This window comes from Cryobacterium sp. Hz9, assembly GCF_004402825.1.
Classification (GTDB): domain Bacteria; phylum Actinomycetota; class Actinomycetes; order Actinomycetales; family Microbacteriaceae; genus Cryobacterium; species Cryobacterium gelidum.
In genome coordinates this window covers 1-15654 of record NZ_SOFC01000021.1, presented here as the reverse complement: position 1 = coordinate 15654, position 15654 = coordinate 1, and the positions used below count along the sequence as shown (strand labels likewise).

Genomic DNA, 15654 nt, shown 5'->3' with positions numbered 1-15654 from the left:
CAGCTCATCACCCATCGCACACCCTGCTGCGGGCGATGCGGAAAGTCGTGTCGCCGGTCCCACTCGGCGTTCGGCATACGGAACGGAGCACGAGCGATCGATCTGTGATGCCCAGGCTATTTGGTGGCGGCACATCGCCGGATAGGTCATGTCGCGTATGTCGTCGGCGCACGACCGGGACGACCACGCTGCCGATGGAATTGATCAGTCCGATCCCCATCATGAGTGGTGGCACCGCAGAGCCTCCTTAAGGAATCCCGAGAACAAGGAGCGCCCCAAAGGTCACAAAGGTGACCAGACCACTAATTATGAATATTTCCGGCAGACGGTTGTTGTCGTTCGACTTGCGACGGACCGTCGCAATGCTAGGCGGTGCCAATGGCTTGGCCGGCAACCCTGTCGTTGCCCGCCGCAACATTCGCCCGAAATAAGAGCCTGCTAGTGAGCATGATGAAACATCACCAGAGCGATTGTGCTTGCTATTCCGAGGACCAACCCCACGCCAGCAATCACAAATCCCCAGGGGGCTTCGTTCAAGCCGATGACCAGTCCCACAAGGATGGCAGCAAGTCCCAGCATGGCCAGCGTGATAAGGAAGCTCAACTTCGCGGGCCGCATGCCCGACGTCTCAGCGTCTCTACCAGACACATCTTCCATAGGAAACTCCTCTTCGAAGTGGGTCCGTGGAATCCTCAATACCGACGTGCCACCGCTCCAGAGTAGTCACCTCGGAGCTCTGTGCGTGTGACAACCTCCACCAAGTTACTGCGTCTTAATCAACGGGGCGCAGTGCAGGACGTTGGTCGTGCCGAGCGGTGCCTTAAGTCGCGCACGTCCCGCAGAGGGTTCCCCTATTGGTGGGGCCTGTAGCTGACGGCGAGTTTGCTTTTGACGCGGAGCAGGGGGACGGGGACAAGTACAACTCTCTGCGTCTTGAGGCAGTTGAGCTATTTACCAGGTGGCTCCGGACGAGTCTTCAAGGCCCTCAACTGGTGTATCAGTATGAATTGGAACGCCATCAATATCACCGCGCAGATCCCCAGCCCTCCAAAGACAGAGTAGAAGAGAGCTGCGTCAACGTTAGGGTTTTGTTGCACATAGACGAGGGAAGCAGTTAGACCGAGCAATACCGCGCTGAAGACGACGAGGACGCCAGTCAGGCGACGCACGATGCCGACATAAGTTCGTTCGGATTTCTTGATCATGGAGTGACCTGCTTCGATGGTGTTCAACGCGGACACGAAACTACCCCCACGGCCCAACGCAGGCACCGTGCGAGCCAGTGGCCGACACGCGACGGCGCCTCACGGTATACCGGGCCGAGACAAAACGATATGCCCGTCTGCCGTTCACGCATAGGCCCCGTTAGGGGCAGGTGCAATCAGGAACACAACCCCACTGCTGACCGCAATCAGAAACGTCGACGCCCTCATCGTGCGCTGGCACACGGCGCGTTCCGGTAAGGCGTTCCGCATATGGGCACGGCGGACGGTACGAGCGGCAGCAGTTAGAGGAATTCAATCGATCCTATGGGAGGCTGAACCTATGATTGATGCGGCTTGGGACCAGAGGATCGACGACTTCTACGAGCATGATTTCGACGAGTCAGATCCGGAGAACGCAATATCAAGGATGCGATCACTCGTAGCGGATCGCCCGGCCGGTGATGCTGCTGCCATGTTCGAGATGGGTGGCGCATACGATTCTCTGGGGTTGGAGCTTGAAGCGATCCCGTTGTATCGAGCTGCGCTCGAGGCAGGGCTCGAAGGGGAACGGGCGACGCGAGTCTTCATTCAATTGGCGAGCACGCTGCGCAACGTGGGGGAATCTGTGGCCTTGCCCCCGTTGAGTGGACACCTCACAAGAGAGAATGTTCACATGGGAAAGACACGCAGGGAGTTCACTCCTGAGTACAAAGACGAGGCCGTGAAGCTCGTGATTAACACCGGCAGGGCGGTCGCGACTGTGGCGCGCGAGCTCGGCATCAACGAGGCCTCGCTGGGCCGGTGGGTCAGCGCTTTCAAGGCCCGGAACGATACCGGCGAGACCGCTGTCACGGAGTCGGAACGGGCTGAGTTGCTCCGGTTGCGGAAAGAGAACGCGGACCTGAAACTTGATCGGGCGTTTCTAAAAAAAGCGTCCATCTTCTTCGCCCAGGAAGCGTCGGATACGAGCGTAAAGCGTTCGAATTGATTCTGGCGGAGAAGACCAATTTCACCATCACCCGCATGGTCCGCCTGCTCGAGGTGTCCCGATCGGGATACTACGTCTGGGTCGACCGGAAGCCGTCGGGCCGCATGATTCGGAGAGAGGGCATCGAGCAGAAAGTGGCGTGGTTCCACGGTGTCTCCGACGAGGTTTACGGTTCGCCGAGGATCCTCGCGGACCTCCGTGCTGACGGGGAAACCATCTCACGCAAGACCGTCGCTAAAACCATGCAACGCCTCGGATTGGTGGGCATCTGCCCGAAGAAGTGGAAGACCACCACGATCATTGACCACGCCGACGCTTACCCTGTCGATGCGGTCAAACGGGAATGGGATACCGGGGCGCTGAACCAGGTCTGGGTCGGTGACATCACCTATCTGCGGACTTGGGAGGGATGGGTCTACTTGGCGACCGTGATCGACGCCCACAGCCGCCGGGTGATCGGCTGGGCCATCGCCGCTCATATGAGGATCGAAGACGCCCTGATGATGGCCATGACACTGCGCGGAGAGAGGCCGGCGCACGTCATCTTCCACAGCGACCGCGGCACTCAATATGCCTCGGCCCAGATCACCGCGTTCGCGATCAAGAATGGCATCACTCGCTCGATGGGATTGACCGGTATTTGCTGGGACAACGCGATGGCCGAGAGCTTCTTCGCGACGCTGAAAACGGAGTTCTACTACCGCCGAGTGTGGCCCACCCGCGACCGAGCCACCCGCGAAGTCGGAACCTGGATCGAGGACCGCTACAACGCCGGCGCCGACACTCCTCAATCGGGCAAGTCAGCCCAGTCGACTTCGAACTGCAATACTCCTCAAAGACCGCGGAAGTTCAACTCGCCGCTTAACCCGTGTCCACTAACCGGGGGCAAGGCCACTGCAGAAGCGGTATCGATGCTTGAAGCGGCGCCGATGTCAGCCGTTGATGAACCTGCGCGCCAGGCATTTCTGGCGCTGGCGTTGTACGACGAGGGGCGCTACGGAGACGCCCTCCGGACCGCGTTACTCGCTCTCGTGCCAACCCTGGAGAGTTACCAAAGGTCCTTGCGCGGGTATGCGGGCGAACTGCCCAGTACAGAATCGGACTCCTCCCCAAGGGTGACGCCCCTCGTCTCGTAGAGGGTTCCCCGTTCGGGCAGCGTTGGGAGCTCATGGGATCGGCCTGAATGAGTACCGACTGCAGCGCTCGTGCTCTCGCCCCGGTCGCTACCGGTTCAGTCACCGTTCTTCTTTTTGTTTTGCACTTGCAGTCCGCCGGCGGGCCAAGTCTCGATGAGGAAGAGTTCCGTCGCTCGAACTAGGTCGGAAAGTTTTGTGTAGCCCCAGTTTCGTGAGTCGAAGTCGGGCTGTTGCTTCCGCATTAGTTGGCCCACCGTGGCAAGGTTCGCCCATCCGTCCTCTCCCGATGCGGTGGTGACGCTTATCCGTAGCCCGGAGATAAGCTTCGTGTCGCCGCGCAGTTTCGGGGGCAGAATGCGCGTGAGCGCCGCAGCGGCGCTCTCCACTGCGGCCTCATCGAGCACTTCGAGCACATCGAGGTATGTGAATCGATCGCACGCGTTGCGGAACGCTTCGGGCGTCTTCCGCTCTCCGAACCCATAGACGATGACGCCTTCTTCGCGGATACGGGACGCGAGACGGGTGAAGTCGCTGTCGGATGACACGATGCAGAACCCGCGGAATCGACGCATATATAGCAGGTCCATGGCGTCGATGATCAGTGCACTATCGGTCGCATTCTTGCCGACCGTGTTGGCAAATTGCTGCATCGGCTGAATCACGTGCTCGCTCGCGACAGGCTTCCAACTGCTCAAGTTCGCCTTGGTCCAATCGCCGTAAACCCGCTTGACCGACGCAGTGCCGAAACGTGCAACCTCGGCGAGAACGGCACCGATCTTTGCAGGCGGCACGTTGTCAGCGTCGACAAGGACGGCGAGGAGATCGTTCGGCTGCACCATGTGACAAGCATGGCAGTCCGCGCCCAATAATTGGCCCCGCCCGCTCGGGGTTCCCTTGGGAACAGTTCGAACGTACCCTCACCAACCCGCCTTCTCCTTGACCTTCGTTGCCGTCACCATTGGTGCGCCTCCGGAAGTGTCCATGACGAAGTGATCGATGGCCGCGGACTGGAGGACGGCTGCGAGCTCTCCCGCGCGCCGCAAGTGCCAATCAAGCTCGGTCGGGCTGTCGGCGTGGCGCAAGCTGAGTCTTCTCATCAGAGTGGAGGCGTCGGCTTCCAATCGGCACATAAGCAGGCCGCGACTCTGTAGCGCGGCTTTGTATCGGGGTACTTCGGTGGCTTGCTCGACGACGCCGGCGAGGATGAATTCGTGGCCTGGTCTACGGCGTCAAGTCTCGGCATCCACGTTACGAACGACCTCGGCTTTGCGCCTAGTCGAGCCCCTATTAGCGATCACCCGACGCCAATCGAGTCCGGTGACAACACCCCCCGGATTATTAACGACTGGGGGCAACAATCATGCCGGACCCGACAGGCCAACTCCCTCAGATATTCACACCATCCGAGGTTACGAACAAGGTAACGGGGTGACAGCAGCACCTGACGCGAGTATCCTGAATGTCGCGCCAACGGCGGCGCGTGAGGCGGTACTCCCGATGTCTGCTTTTAAATCTCCGAAGATGCTTGGCGCGTTCGCGGTCGCGACCGCCGTATCCCTGCTCCTTACGGGCTGCCCTATTTCCGGGCAAACGACTAAGACCGCCGGGCAGACGATCGTGAAGTTTTTCGGCGCGCATGTCGACGAGTTCAAAGACCTCGACGTCGCTGCCGCGAAAGCGAAGGTGAGCAGTACCGTGGACGAAGGTCTGAAGATTGCGGTGGTCGCTGACGCCCGCACGGCCGAGGTGAATGCGGTGTATGCGAACCAGCAACAGGACGAGGCGTTCCAGAAGGTGTGCAATATCGCTGTGGACTTCTCCGCACCCACCTACTCCGCGGATGAAGAAGATCAGACCGAGGCGAAGAAGCTGATGAGCGCGATGGCGGGGGAGTCCCCGACCAACAGCGTGAAGCAGTGGTCGGAGCGTGTCGTCAACGCGTACGACGCCGTGTGGGGCGCACCGGATGCGCAGACTCAGGCTCAGCTGAAGCTTCTCCGCGACATAGAGGTATTCGGGTTCCAGCAGGCGTACTGCAGAGTCTGACGACGCACCTCAGGAGGTTCGGCTTGCGGGACGCCACAGGTGAAGGACAAGGTATTGTTCGTGGCGGGTTGGAAACACCTACGTCTATTTCGTCCGTTTTATTGCGCGGTGTGATCTCTGTTACCCGGTGGCGGCTTGGGCGCACGAGTCATCCTGCGCTGTTTGGCCGGTGAGTCCGTTCAACGCTTGAACGGTCGGCTGTGGGGTGGGGACGACGCTTTCGCTCGGAGCCGGCGTTGACGTTTCGACCGGCACCGGTGCATCCGGTGTTGGTGCCGGTGTTGGCGTTGTCCTGGGGAGGGTGAAGGGTTCATCGGTGGCGAGTTTGGTGAACATGTCGGCAGCCACCGCTTCCGTGGGAACGACCTTGCCGGGGAAGCGGGAGTCTCCGGTCGTGCCGGGATACTGCACGAACAGCAACCGATCCAGGTCGATGTCTTGGAGGGCTAGGGCCATCGATACCATGGTGTCAATATTGGCGAGGGACGTCGACAGTTTAATATTGGTGGCCGCCGCGTTGGCGAGGTTGATCAGGGTCGGAATGCTCGTGAGTGTTCCGTTGCCCTGCACCGTGCGCATGAGTGAGGCCATGTAGATCTGTTGGGAGGAAATCCGTGCCAGGTCGCTTTGGTCGCCGACGCCTTTCCGGCTCCGCAGGAACGCCAGTGCGGTGTCTCCGGCGACGACGCTCGTGCCCGCGGGCAGATACAGGCCTGCAAAGTCGTCGTTGATGGGTGCATCCAAACAGATCGGCACTCCACCGACGGCGTCGCTCATCCGCACGACCCCGTTGAACGAGATGAGTCCGGCATACGGGATGGTGAGTCCCGTCAACTTGGACACGGTCTTGACTACACACGGTAGCCCGCCACGCGACATGGCCTCATTGACGGGGCGGGCGGCCATCGCCGAAAACTCGGCTCCGGTCGTGACGTCGGTGCACTCGGGGTGCGCCACGATGAGGTCGCGTGGGATGCTCACGACGACAGCGTTGCTGTGGTCTGCGGACACGTGCACGAGAATGTTCACATCGTTGAGGGTGCCGTCGCGGTCGCCGTACGCCGCGCTCTGAGTTGCATCGTTGTCGACGCCCACCATGAGAATGTTGAAGCCGTTTTCGTAGCTTTCGAGCTGTGGCACGGGCGCTGCCGTGTCGCCACCGGTGATGTCGATGGCGTTGTCGTCGACCGTCTTGCTGAAGCTCCACACCGCAACAGCAGCCACGGCTGAGGTGCTGACCACGGCAACGGTCAGCACGGCCGCCACCAGTTTGAGGGCGGTGGCGTACGGATTCGAGCGTTTTAATCGCCCATGACGTGCGATCCCGATCATCCGTTTGCATCGTCTGCTCGCGTCAACCACAAAGCCCCGTCCCCTTGCGCCCGGTCTGTGACCGAACCATCTCTTTGCGTTAGACCGATCATGCCCCTCGACGTGGCGCTGGGCCCTCCCGAGGTTACCGCTTTCCACGGCGATGGCTGTGGCGCACGGACGGGGCCCTCGTTACCGAGACTGGAGTTGCTGTGCGCGATGCTGGCCAGGGGAATCCTCCTCAGGCTGGCCTGGAACTCAATCCGTCAGTGGGTCTTTCTTGAGGTCGCAGATGCTGAGACTCGCTTCCTAATACCCTTTGGACGCTGTGCGTGGTTCCGAATCAACCGGTCCAACCTGAATGTCACCGGAGGAGGATCCGAGACAGATTGTGAAGGTTCTGTCCACGAACAGTGATTTGGTTGCTCCCGGCAGCGCTAGAAGTTCGGTGCGGTTGCCCCGAAGTCGATGTTGCTTTCGCTGTAGCGATACGGTGCAAGCATGGGGAAAATTTGGGGGTGCACTGTTCCGTGCCAGAAACTTGGCCGTACTTGCCACGATCTCGTGCTGACTGGGTGCACAGCCTCGGCTTCAGACACCGGTGATTGGGCCTGGGGAACTTCTTTCCCTCCAGTAGCTGCGTCTCACGGAGAAAGCGACCCTGACATACTCCTCTTCCCTGCCGCGTATGACGACTTTGGAGCGGTGGGAATGCGGCCCGTAGTAGTCAGCATCTGGAATGACAACGTGCAATTCGCCGTGGATTGGACGAGCCTTGTCGTCGAACGAGGTGAGGTCGCCTTCCTCGCCCGTCATATGGAACTGCAGTACACGTCACTGCGGGCGAAACGATGATCAGCGCGAGGAGCCCGATCCGGTACCCGAACTTGGGATCCCGAACGTTCATGACCCGGCGGGCCTGGTGGCTCGTCGTCCTCAATATCTTCATCCCCGGCTCCGCTCAAGTGCTCGCCGGTAGTCGGGCCCTTGGCCGGTTTGGCCTCCGTGCCACCCTATGTTTCCTCGCCCTTGTTGTAGTGACCGGCGCCGCATATGCGATGAATCCGGAGATGCTGCTCACCGTTGCTAGTAACTCCATTGGTTTGTGGATCATCGCCGCCGTGATGGTGTTCTATGCCGCGGTGTGGGTTGTCTTAACTGTCGACACGATCCGGCTAGTGCGTTTGGTCAAGGCCCGACCCCGGGCGCGCCCGTTTATCGCGGGTCTAGCGAGTGTTGTACTGGCGGCCGTGGTGGGCGTTGCCGGGTATGGTGCCTCGGCGGCTACCACGGCCAGTGATTTCCTGTCCTCGGTTTTCGCGGCTGGACCGTCGGAGCCGGCCGTGGACGGCCGCTACAACATCCTGCTCCTCGGCGGCGACGCGGGTGCCGATCGGAAAGGCATGCGGCCAGACAGCATGTCGGTCGTCAGCATTGATGCTGCAACTGGACAGGCGGACATCATTGGCCTGCCGCGGGACCTCGAAGAAGTACCGTTCCCGGCAGACTCGCCATTGAATGCGGTCTACCCGGACGGCTACGGGAATCGCTGCGCCGTGGATGTCTGCATGCTCAACTCGATCTATACCGAGGTCGCCCTGAAGAGCCCGGATATGTACCTGAACGCCTTGGCCGACAACAGCGCACCAGGCATTGAAGGCATGCGCGACGCCGCCAGTGGAATCACCGGCCTCACTATTCAGTACTACGTGCTGATTGACATGCAAGGCTTCTCCGACCTGATCGACTCCCTCGGCGGCGTGGACATCACTGTCACCGACCGTGTTCCGCTCGGAGGCGATGAGGCACTGAACGGTGTTGCCGAGTGGTTTGAGCCGGGCAAGCAGCATATGGACGGCTACCACGCCACCTGGTACGCCCGCTCCAGGCACGGAACGAGCGACTACGACCGCATGGCCCGCCAGCGCATCCTGCAGGACGCGCTCCTCCAACAGTTCAACCCGGCGAACGTGCTCACAAAATTTCAGGGTGTAGCCCAGGCCGGCCAGCAGGTCGTCAAGACCGACGTACCGCAGGGAATGCTCGGCTACTTCACCCACTTGGCAGGCAAGACCAGAAACCTACCGGTGGGTACCGTCGAGCTGGTTCCGGACAATGGCGTCGACCCGCAGAACCCGGACTACGACTCTATCCGCAGCCTGATCGCCACCGCCCTTAGATAAATTCGAATTGTGTTGCCAGAGCTAAGGCACCGCGACCGGGTGTCGCTTCTCGAGATGCAGTGGTGGCTTTCATCAGATTCCCGCAAGAGGGTTTTCCCTTTGCGGGACTCTCTGTTCGTCCGGACAGCGTCTAAGGTCACGGCGCAAGTTGAAGAGCCTGCATCAGGGCCACAGCCCACGCTTAGACCTCGCACACACGACCACAACTGTCGAATTGTGTAACGAACTTAGGCAGTGCGAAACTCAATCTGAAACAGTGGGTCGCCAAGGCGCAGCCCAACGACGTCATCTCAAGGCGGAGAAGACGATAAATACCAAGGGGATTCTATGAAACGTGTGACATTTGTTTTGGCCGCAGCGACCGTAGCGGCTGTTATCTTGTCAGGCTGTCAAGCGGAGCAAACCGTCGCACCTAATTCATCATCGTCAGCCTCATCGACTCCCACCCAGACGGATGACCCTACTGCGCAGGATTCTGCTCAGGCGTGGGCGGACGAGACCTTCGGGACGTTCGAGGCCTTCACCGTCACAGGCAGCGGCGCTGATAAAATTGTCTTTCCCGACGACGCTAAATCTGGCTTTTACACAATCACGTGGGCACCCGGCCACTATGCCAATGAGCAGTCCGGCGCGCAGGTTTATGGTGAAGACGGTACGTATCACGAGGCTGGCATGGCTGACTATCAAGGCGATGTCGCCAGTGTCGCCTATGGCTTGGACTCCACCGTTGGCCCGGCGGGCTGGATCACCGTCGGGCCCGGCGCGGGTGACTGGTCCATTACCGTGTCACCGATTTCGGCCCTTCCCGCACTACCCGAGACCGGCGGCTACGACGCCTATCTGTACGCGGGCGCAGAGCAACCGGCCATCTTCTCGTCCTTAAACTCGGGGCGGGTCAACGTTCGACAGTTCAACGGCATCGACCCGACCGACAGTATCCTCCCTCAGGAAGACTTCACCGCTGTTGGCACTCTCCTTGCTGGTCCCAGCGTCGTCAATGTCCAGCTGGAGAGCGTGAGCCCCTGGACGCGATCCACGAACTAGCTAAGTCGACACGACCGGATTAGCGGCCGGTTCGGTCCATGGGACCGCGAATCACGCGCAACAGAGTGTGTTCACTTATCCAGTGAACGGCGTCCCGTAGAGGGCTACTCAACGGGCCTCCGTGCGAGGCAACTGCCAGGGTCAGAAGTTCGTGCAGCCACATCGATGTCACTATGACGATACGGTGGAGAGATGGGGAAACTTGGGGACGGGCTGTCCGGTGCCAGAAACTTGACCGTACTTGTAGCCATTTTCGCATTGACTGGGTGCGCAGCCTCGGCTCCAATCACTGGCGATTCGGCATCAGGGACCTCGACGGCGCAAGCGACTGACGCTCCCGTCGAAATCGACTGCGACACGCTCCTTCTCCCCGCCGCGTATGAGGACTTTACGGCCCGGGGAATGCAGCCGATCGTATTCAGCACCTGGAACGACAACATGCATTTCATGGCCGACAACGACGGCCTCGTTTGCGAACAGGGTGTGCCCAACAGCGGCGAGGTCGCCGTTTTCGCCGCACTTGAGATGACAGCTGAAGAATGGGAAGCCAAGAAGTCCGACCTAATCAATCTCGGAGCATCCGAAGCCAACGCCTCCATGAGCGGATATCTCCAGGAACCCGAAGTAGATATCAACGTTTCGCGCGGTGGCTACGTTTTCAGGGACGGACTGCTGTACTACGTAAGCAGTGACCACCTCGCGCAGTGGATTCCGCAGAAGACGGATTGAGCCAGGCCGTAATGCTCCCCGGTCGGGGTTTCTGACCCCGAGCTTTCGCAACCCGGTCACCCTTCTTTCATGTTGACTCAGCTCGCGCGCGAACAGACGGGTTCAGAGCTCCTGGCGTCCCGTTGAGGGTTCCCCTTTCGGGACGGGAAAGTGGTTGGTGTGTTCTCATGTGAACTATCGCCGCGGAGTCGGCGGTGGATCGTGTGGTGTGCGTTGATGTGATGGTCAGTTTGGTGGTGACGGGTTAGTCGATCGTTCGGGTGATTCGGGTGTTGGTTGGCCGTCCGATCAGGAGGACGGCTAGGACGCTTGCCCCGATGATGGTGAGTCCGAGACCAGCTTGAAGCCCCCAGAGCGGCACTGTTTCGATCCAGGCGCCGCCGATCCCGGTGGCGCGGTTCCATGCGATTTGGTACGTGCCGAGAGCGATGCCGGCGACAAAGCCCAGTGGGACGCCGGCAGCGAGTAGAACAATAGCCTGGCTGAGGGTGAATCGGCGCAGGAAGCGCTTTGTCGCGCCTACGGCAAGCATTGTCGTCACGTCGCGGCGGGACTGGGTCTTTGCGAGGAGTAGGGAGATAGCGCTGGCGGCGACGGCGAGGGCTGCGAGTAGGGCGATAGGAATGAGCGCGCTATCTCGCCCCCATTCGCGATAGCTGTTTGCTTCGGTCATGCGCACGAGTGAGGTGTGCTGCTTGATCGTCGTGCGTGCTTCAGTGAGTTGGGCGGGTGTGAGCTCCGGGTCAGCGGTGACGATCTCTCCGACGTACTCCCAGTCCGTGACGCCAATTTCGGTCGCTGTATCGGGACTGACTGTGGCGGCGAATGCGAAGCCGCGTAGAAATGCGCCCGGCAGCTCGACGAACTGTTCCGCGTTTTCTTCAGTGGGCAGGGGGTCCGAGGACAGAGCGACGCGCACGGTGCCGTCGGCGGACAGTCGCGCAGCATTGTTGACGACGATGCCGCCGTCTTCCAGCACGGCGGCAGCGGCCGCTGCTCCGTCCATGCCGGTGGCCAGGAGCGCGTCGCTGTCCATGATCCCTGCATCGGTGCCACCCCACCACGGCACCGAGAGGCTGGGGCTGTAAGCCAAGATGTCTGGGGTGCAGACCAACGGGGCACCGATTTCGGTGGATGACGCCGTATCGGGGTAGAGCCCTTCCGGGCAGACGCGATTCAGCGGCTGTACGGCTCCGAACCGTAGCGACGCATCTCGCTGGATTGAGGCTGAGTAGATGGGTTCGTGCCCATTGATTGGGAGTGCGTCACGAAGCGCGTCGATCGTGTCGGTGATCACGAGTCTGTCGATCTCGTTACCGATCGGGATGTCGGTGCCTAGGACCAGGCTTCCACCCTGAACCACCTCGCCAACGCGGTCCCGATCGTTTGCAGTCATCGAGCCGGTTACGACGATGAAATAGGACGCGGCACAAACCGTGACGAGTATTGCTGTCGCGGCTGGCACGAAACGGGACCGGTGCTCTTTGGCGTCGTGCAGTGCCAGGCGTGAGGCGACGGGGGCACGTTTGGCCACGCGTGCGCCCAGGGACGGCATCGCGCGGACGAGCAGCAGGATTCCGACGATAGCGAGAACCACGGTCGTTACGAGCAGAACGGCCGAGATCGCTGCAGACGCCGGAACGGTGCCCGGGGTCGTGTATTCGGGTGTTGGGGTGACTCCGGCGAGGCTCAATACGCCAGCGACAGCCGCGGCGAGGATCGCGACCGGCCCTGCGATGGCGAAGAACTTTGCGCGGCCGGGCTTGGTACGTCGACGGGGCGTCGGGCGGTCCTTGAGCGCGTCGACGGGTTGAAGTCGTGCCGCGGAGGCGGCCGGAATGAGAGTCGTGATGAGTCCTAGGAGGGTGGCGATCCCAATCCCGGTCGGAACGATCCACCAGGGAAAGGACCGGGCGAAGTCTTGTCCCGGTGGGATCCACCCATCAATAAGGAATGCGATTGCAACGCCGACTGCCGCACCGAGGAGACCGCCTGCGGCGCCAATGACCGTGCCCTGGGCGTTGACGATGCGGCGCAGGTCCGCCGGGGTTGCCCCGGTGGCTGCGGCGAGTCCTAGTGTGCGCCGCGATTGGTCGGTGGACACTGCAAAGGCTGGAGTGACCAGCATGAGTACGAGTGCAGTGCCTAGCGCCCCGGTCAGCACGATTCCGGCGATCTGGAGCAGCACGGCGTTCATATCGACCTGAACCGGATAGAGCTCGCTATCGGCGGGATATTCGGTCAGCACATGACGCGAGACCGCGAAGGCCTGCAGCTGGTTCATGGACCTGGCCTGCGCCCACGTTACCGGCTCGTCACCGACGACCAGCCAGTGCCCGTCCACTCCGGCCTTGTCGTCGGTGGCCATGCGCGAGATCCACCCGTTGTGGGCCCAAACATGGGAGGCCTCGTCGTCCACGATTCCGGAGACGCGATAGCCGCGTTGGGCGTCTGCCACGACGTCACCGATACGTCCGTCGGAGCTGTACCACCCAGTCGATGGCGGCGCGACAACGGCGATCTCGTCGCCCAGCCCCAGTCCCAGCCGATCGGCGAGCGACGACGTAATGACAGCTTCGGCTTTCGTGGCCGGTGCCGTTCCAGCAGTCAGGGCCGGCATCAGCAACGTGAGGGCCTCGCTGTCGGCTTCCTGCATGTCCGTCGTCGCAATACCGGCGAGATCTGTATCGGCGGTGATACCAACGCCGGCTTTGGCCTCCTCGCCGGGGGACAACGGGATGCCCGTCGTTACCAGAAGCCGCGGAGCGTTCCAATACTGCAGGAGGCGTGCACCGGACGACAGCGAACCTGTGAGTTCGGCTTCGCCTGCCGGAATCTGCTCGAGGTCATCGATCCACGGGCCGGGCGCACCTTCCGGCAGTTGGGGGATCGGTGCGTTGTCTTGGCTGATAGCAGTCGCCGTGATGACCGCCTGCACCCCATCCGGGATTCCAGCCAGTGCCTGGTCCCGAGTTGGCGGCGCAGGACTCAGCAACGCCGTGCCCGCGATCAAAGCGGCGATGGGCAAAGCCACCAGAAGGGTCGCCAGTATGGTGCGGGCACGGTGGCGGGCGGCATCGCGGCGGGCCAGACGCACGGCTGCACGCGATCGGCCCCAGACGGAACTCACAAACCGAAGGCCGCTCACTGGGCGAGACCGACCAGCAGGTCCGCCGGATCCGACGGGCGAGTGGAATCGACGACGCGCCCGTCACGAAGGAACACCGTCCGATCCGCCCAAGCGGCAAACCGCGCTTCATGCGTCACCATCACCACCGATGCTCCGCGGTCCGCGCGTTCGCGCAACACGTGCAGAATCCCGGTCCCGGCCGCGGAATCCAACGCTCCGGTAGGTTCATCTGCCAGCAAGAGCCGCCGAGCACCGACCAGCGCTCGTGCGATCGCCACCCGTTGAGCTTGCCCACCGGACATGTCTTCCGGGCGACGATCGGCTAGATCGGCTACTCCGACTTCGTCGAGCACCGCGCGGGCGGCGGCGTGCGCACGCCGCAACGACCACCCGTCGAGTTCAAGAGGGAACGATACATTCTCGACCGCGGTGAGGGCAGGAAGAAGATTAAAGTCCTGGAAGACGTAGCCGATTGAACGACGCCGTAACACTGCACGCTCGGACACACTCATCCCCCCAAGATCGGCGCCCTCGACGAGTACCTCGCCGGCCGTGGCCACGTCGAGGCCTCCGGCGAGGTTGAGAAGGGTGGACTTGCCCGATCCTGACGGGCCCATAATCGCGACGAACTCACCTGCCTTGACTGTCAGATCGGCGTCGCAGAGAGACACGACTTCTGTCGCGCCCGCGCCATGCGTCCGGTTCACCCGAATCAACTGCAGAACCGGCCGTCTCACGTCTGAACCGACCGCCTGCGGCGCTGTCCTACTTCGGCGGAGCTTCATCGAATACTTTTCGCCGGTACGGGAACTACCGTGGCTGAGGTCGCCGACGAAGAAGGCACTGGAAGCATGCGGGCCTTCTCCACCTCACCCTCCACTGCGTCGAGCCACCGTAATTCCGCCTCGGTGGTGAAGATGTGGCTATCGAGGACGAGTCGCGCGGCAAGATCCTCCTGCGCGACCGCTCGTCGAACTCGCGTCACATCATGCAGTACTTGCTGCATCGCGGAGCGCTGACGCTGGACCAGCACGGTCACATCCACCCCGGGTGTCTCCACGGCCAACGCCAGCTTCATGATGAGCTCGTCGCGACCTCGCTGCTCACGATCCACCGGGCGGCTCCACCAATCCTCCAACTCAAGCCGACCGGTAGCAGTGAGTTGCCATGGGTCCGCACCTGAATCGCCCACGTCATCTCTCTGCACGAACTCGTCGCGCGCGAGGCGCTGCAACGTTGTCGATACTTGGCCGATGTTCAACGGCCACGTCTGCCCGGTGGTGTGGTCGAAATCTTTCTTGAGCTGGTAGGTCGTGGAAGGCCCCCGCGACAACAATGCCAACAATGCATGCTTCACCGACATGAAACCCCAATCAGATAGTTACTCGGTAACTATACATGTTACCAAGTAACCATTGGCCCAGATCGAGCGGCGAATCGGCTAAGGACCGAGCCGCACTCGACGAGCGGGTGGCACCAGCTTTATAGGCGCGAAGTTCGAGCGTCCCGTAGAGGGTTCCGCTTGCGGCTTTAAGGAATTTCAACGAATGTCGTGCAAGCTGCGGAACATTTGCCCGACGGGCAATTCCACGAGCGTGACGGTGCACGATTTCTCGACACAGTACGCTGCCATGAGGTTCTCCCTTGGGCGACACTACGAGGTCTGGGTCCAACGAAGCCATTTATCGGAAACTGCCGCCTCCCTACGTGCCAGGGTTGGGTGAGGCCAGTAGCTAACAGCAAGTCCGCCGTGTGACGTAGGGCGAGAATCAGGAATCATCACCATGTCCAGCCCGTCTTTGATTGCCGTGCGCGACGATAGTCCTATGAGTAGTCCCGGGCCCCGAGCTGGTGGTCCGACCTCGAGAAGGTCGTTCAGCCC

General features: G+C 61.3%; 14 protein-coding genes. 7 read left to right on the top strand and 7 right to left on the bottom strand.

Annotated elements, in window-relative coordinates:
* Positions 1-438: 438 nt before the first annotated feature.
* Together E3N85_RS09885 and E3N85_RS09880 are read right to left on the bottom strand one after the other, a co-directional pair.
* Complete coding sequence (locus tag E3N85_RS09885; protein WP_134462758.1) at positions 439-657, bottom strand: hypothetical protein; 219 nt, start codon at positions 655-657, stop codon at positions 439-441.
* 290 nt (positions 658-947) lie between these two features.
* A complete protein-coding gene (locus tag E3N85_RS09880) occupies positions 948-1205 on the bottom strand; it encodes a hypothetical protein (RefSeq protein ID WP_134462756.1) in 258 nt (85 codons plus the stop codon).
* A gap of 340 nt (positions 1206-1545) precedes the next feature.
* Between E3N85_RS09880 and E3N85_RS09875 the strand changes: the two genes are divergently transcribed.
* Together E3N85_RS09875 and E3N85_RS16805 are read left to right on the top strand one after the other, a co-directional pair.
* Positions 1546-2193: a tetratricopeptide repeat protein gene (locus tag E3N85_RS09875; RefSeq protein ID WP_134462754.1), complete on the top strand. Its 648-nt coding sequence runs from the start codon at positions 1546-1548 to the stop codon at positions 2191-2193.
* Positions 2190-3329 (top strand): IS3 family transposase, encoded by a 1140-nt coding sequence (locus E3N85_RS16805; RefSeq protein ID WP_134462752.1) that lies wholly within the window; start codon positions 2190-2192, stop codon positions 3327-3329. The genes E3N85_RS09875 and E3N85_RS16805 overlap by 4 nt, the downstream gene beginning before the upstream one ends.
* 95 nt (positions 3330-3424) lie before the next feature.
* Here the strand turns inward: E3N85_RS16805 and E3N85_RS09865 are convergent, their stop codons facing one another.
* The gene (locus tag E3N85_RS09865) at positions 3425-4168 is read right to left on the bottom strand and encodes an NYN domain-containing protein (RefSeq protein WP_134462750.1); all 744 of its coding nucleotides are present in this window, start codon (positions 4166-4168) and stop codon (positions 3425-3427) included.
* Between the two features lie 682 nt (positions 4169-4850).
* Here E3N85_RS09865 and E3N85_RS09860 point away from each other — a divergent pair.
* Positions 4851-5375 (top strand): hypothetical protein, encoded by a 525-nt coding sequence (locus E3N85_RS09860; RefSeq protein ID WP_134462748.1) that lies wholly within the window; start codon positions 4851-4853, stop codon positions 5373-5375.
* A gap of 120 nt (positions 5376-5495) precedes the next feature.
* On the opposite strand, the gene E3N85_RS09855 is transcribed toward E3N85_RS09860, so the two are convergent.
* Complete coding sequence (locus E3N85_RS09855) at positions 5496-6707, bottom strand: LCP family protein (RefSeq protein WP_134462746.1); 1212 nt, start codon at positions 6705-6707, stop codon at positions 5496-5498.
* A gap of 690 nt (positions 6708-7397) precedes the next feature.
* On the opposite strand from E3N85_RS09855, the gene E3N85_RS16340 reads away from it, so the two are divergent.
* The 4 genes from E3N85_RS16340 to E3N85_RS09840 all read left to right on the top strand — a co-directional run bounded on the left by E3N85_RS16340 (position 7398) and on the right by E3N85_RS09840 (position 10642).
* The gene (locus E3N85_RS16340) at positions 7398-7541 is read left to right on the top strand and encodes a hypothetical protein (protein WP_166783924.1); all 144 of its coding nucleotides are present in this window, start codon (positions 7398-7400) and stop codon (positions 7539-7541) included.
* A 50-nt stretch (positions 7542-7591) separates the two neighbouring features.
* On the top strand, positions 7592-8869 hold the full coding sequence (locus E3N85_RS09850; RefSeq protein WP_241978418.1) for an LCP family protein: 1278 nt from the start codon (positions 7592-7594) through the stop codon (positions 8867-8869).
* Positions 8870-9196: 327 nt separating this feature from the next.
* On the top strand, positions 9197-9913 hold the full coding sequence (locus E3N85_RS09845; RefSeq protein WP_134462744.1) for a hypothetical protein: 717 nt from the start codon (positions 9197-9199) through the stop codon (positions 9911-9913).
* Positions 9914-10315: 402 nt separating this feature from the next.
* Complete coding sequence (locus E3N85_RS09840; RefSeq protein ID WP_134462742.1) at positions 10316-10642, top strand: hypothetical protein; 327 nt, start codon at positions 10316-10318, stop codon at positions 10640-10642.
* A gap of 244 nt (positions 10643-10886) precedes the next feature.
* On the opposite strand, the gene E3N85_RS09835 is transcribed toward E3N85_RS09840, so the two are convergent.
* From E3N85_RS09835 to E3N85_RS09825, 3 genes are read right to left on the bottom strand one after another with little or no spacing between them, the layout of a single operon-like run.
* A complete protein-coding gene (locus E3N85_RS09835) occupies positions 10887-13772 on the bottom strand; it encodes an FtsX-like permease family protein (RefSeq protein WP_134462740.1) in 2886 nt (961 codons plus the stop codon).
* A 14-nt stretch (positions 13773-13786) separates the two neighbouring features.
* On the bottom strand, positions 13787-14557 hold the full coding sequence (locus tag E3N85_RS09830; protein ID WP_134462738.1) for an ABC transporter ATP-binding protein: 771 nt from the start codon (positions 14555-14557) through the stop codon (positions 13787-13789).
* On the bottom strand, positions 14554-15135 hold the full coding sequence (locus E3N85_RS09825) for a PadR family transcriptional regulator (protein ID WP_134462736.1): 582 nt from the start codon (positions 15133-15135) through the stop codon (positions 14554-14556). Before E3N85_RS09825 ends, E3N85_RS09830 begins: the two co-directional genes overlap by 4 nt.
* Positions 15136-15654 lie beyond the last annotated feature (519 nt).

Coding starts and splice junctions, on each gene's coding strand:
- E3N85_RS09850 (WP_241978418.1), top strand. CDS start 7,592: ATGACCCGGCGGGCCTGGTGGCTCGTCGTCCTCAATATCTTCATCCCC.
- E3N85_RS09840 (WP_134462742.1), top strand. CDS start 10,316: ATGCAGCCGATCGTATTCAGCACCTGGAACGACAACATGCATTTCATG.
- E3N85_RS09860 (WP_134462748.1), top strand. CDS start 4,851: ATGCTTGGCGCGTTCGCGGTCGCGACCGCCGTATCCCTGCTCCTTACG.
- E3N85_RS09825 (WP_134462736.1), bottom strand. CDS start 15,135: ATGTCGGTGAAGCATGCATTGTTGGCATTGTTGTCGCGGGGGCCTTCC.
- E3N85_RS16340 (WP_166783924.1), top strand. CDS start 7,398: ATGCGGCCCGTAGTAGTCAGCATCTGGAATGACAACGTGCAATTCGCC.
- E3N85_RS09845 (WP_134462744.1), top strand. CDS start 9,197: ATGAAACGTGTGACATTTGTTTTGGCCGCAGCGACCGTAGCGGCTGTT.
- E3N85_RS09855 (WP_134462746.1), bottom strand. CDS start 6,707: ATGATCGGGATCGCACGTCATGGGCGATTAAAACGCTCGAATCCGTAC.
- E3N85_RS09885 (WP_134462758.1), bottom strand. CDS start 657: ATGGAAGATGTGTCTGGTAGAGACGCTGAGACGTCGGGCATGCGGCCC.
- E3N85_RS09875 (WP_134462754.1), top strand. CDS start 1,546: ATGATTGATGCGGCTTGGGACCAGAGGATCGACGACTTCTACGAGCAT.
- E3N85_RS09830 (WP_134462738.1), bottom strand. CDS start 14,557: ATGAAGCTCCGCCGAAGTAGGACAGCGCCGCAGGCGGTCGGTTCAGAC.
- E3N85_RS09865 (WP_134462750.1), bottom strand. CDS start 4,168: ATGGTGCAGCCGAACGATCTCCTCGCCGTCCTTGTCGACGCTGACAAC.
- E3N85_RS09880 (WP_134462756.1), bottom strand. CDS start 1,205: ATGATCAAGAAATCCGAACGAACTTATGTCGGCATCGTGCGTCGCCTG.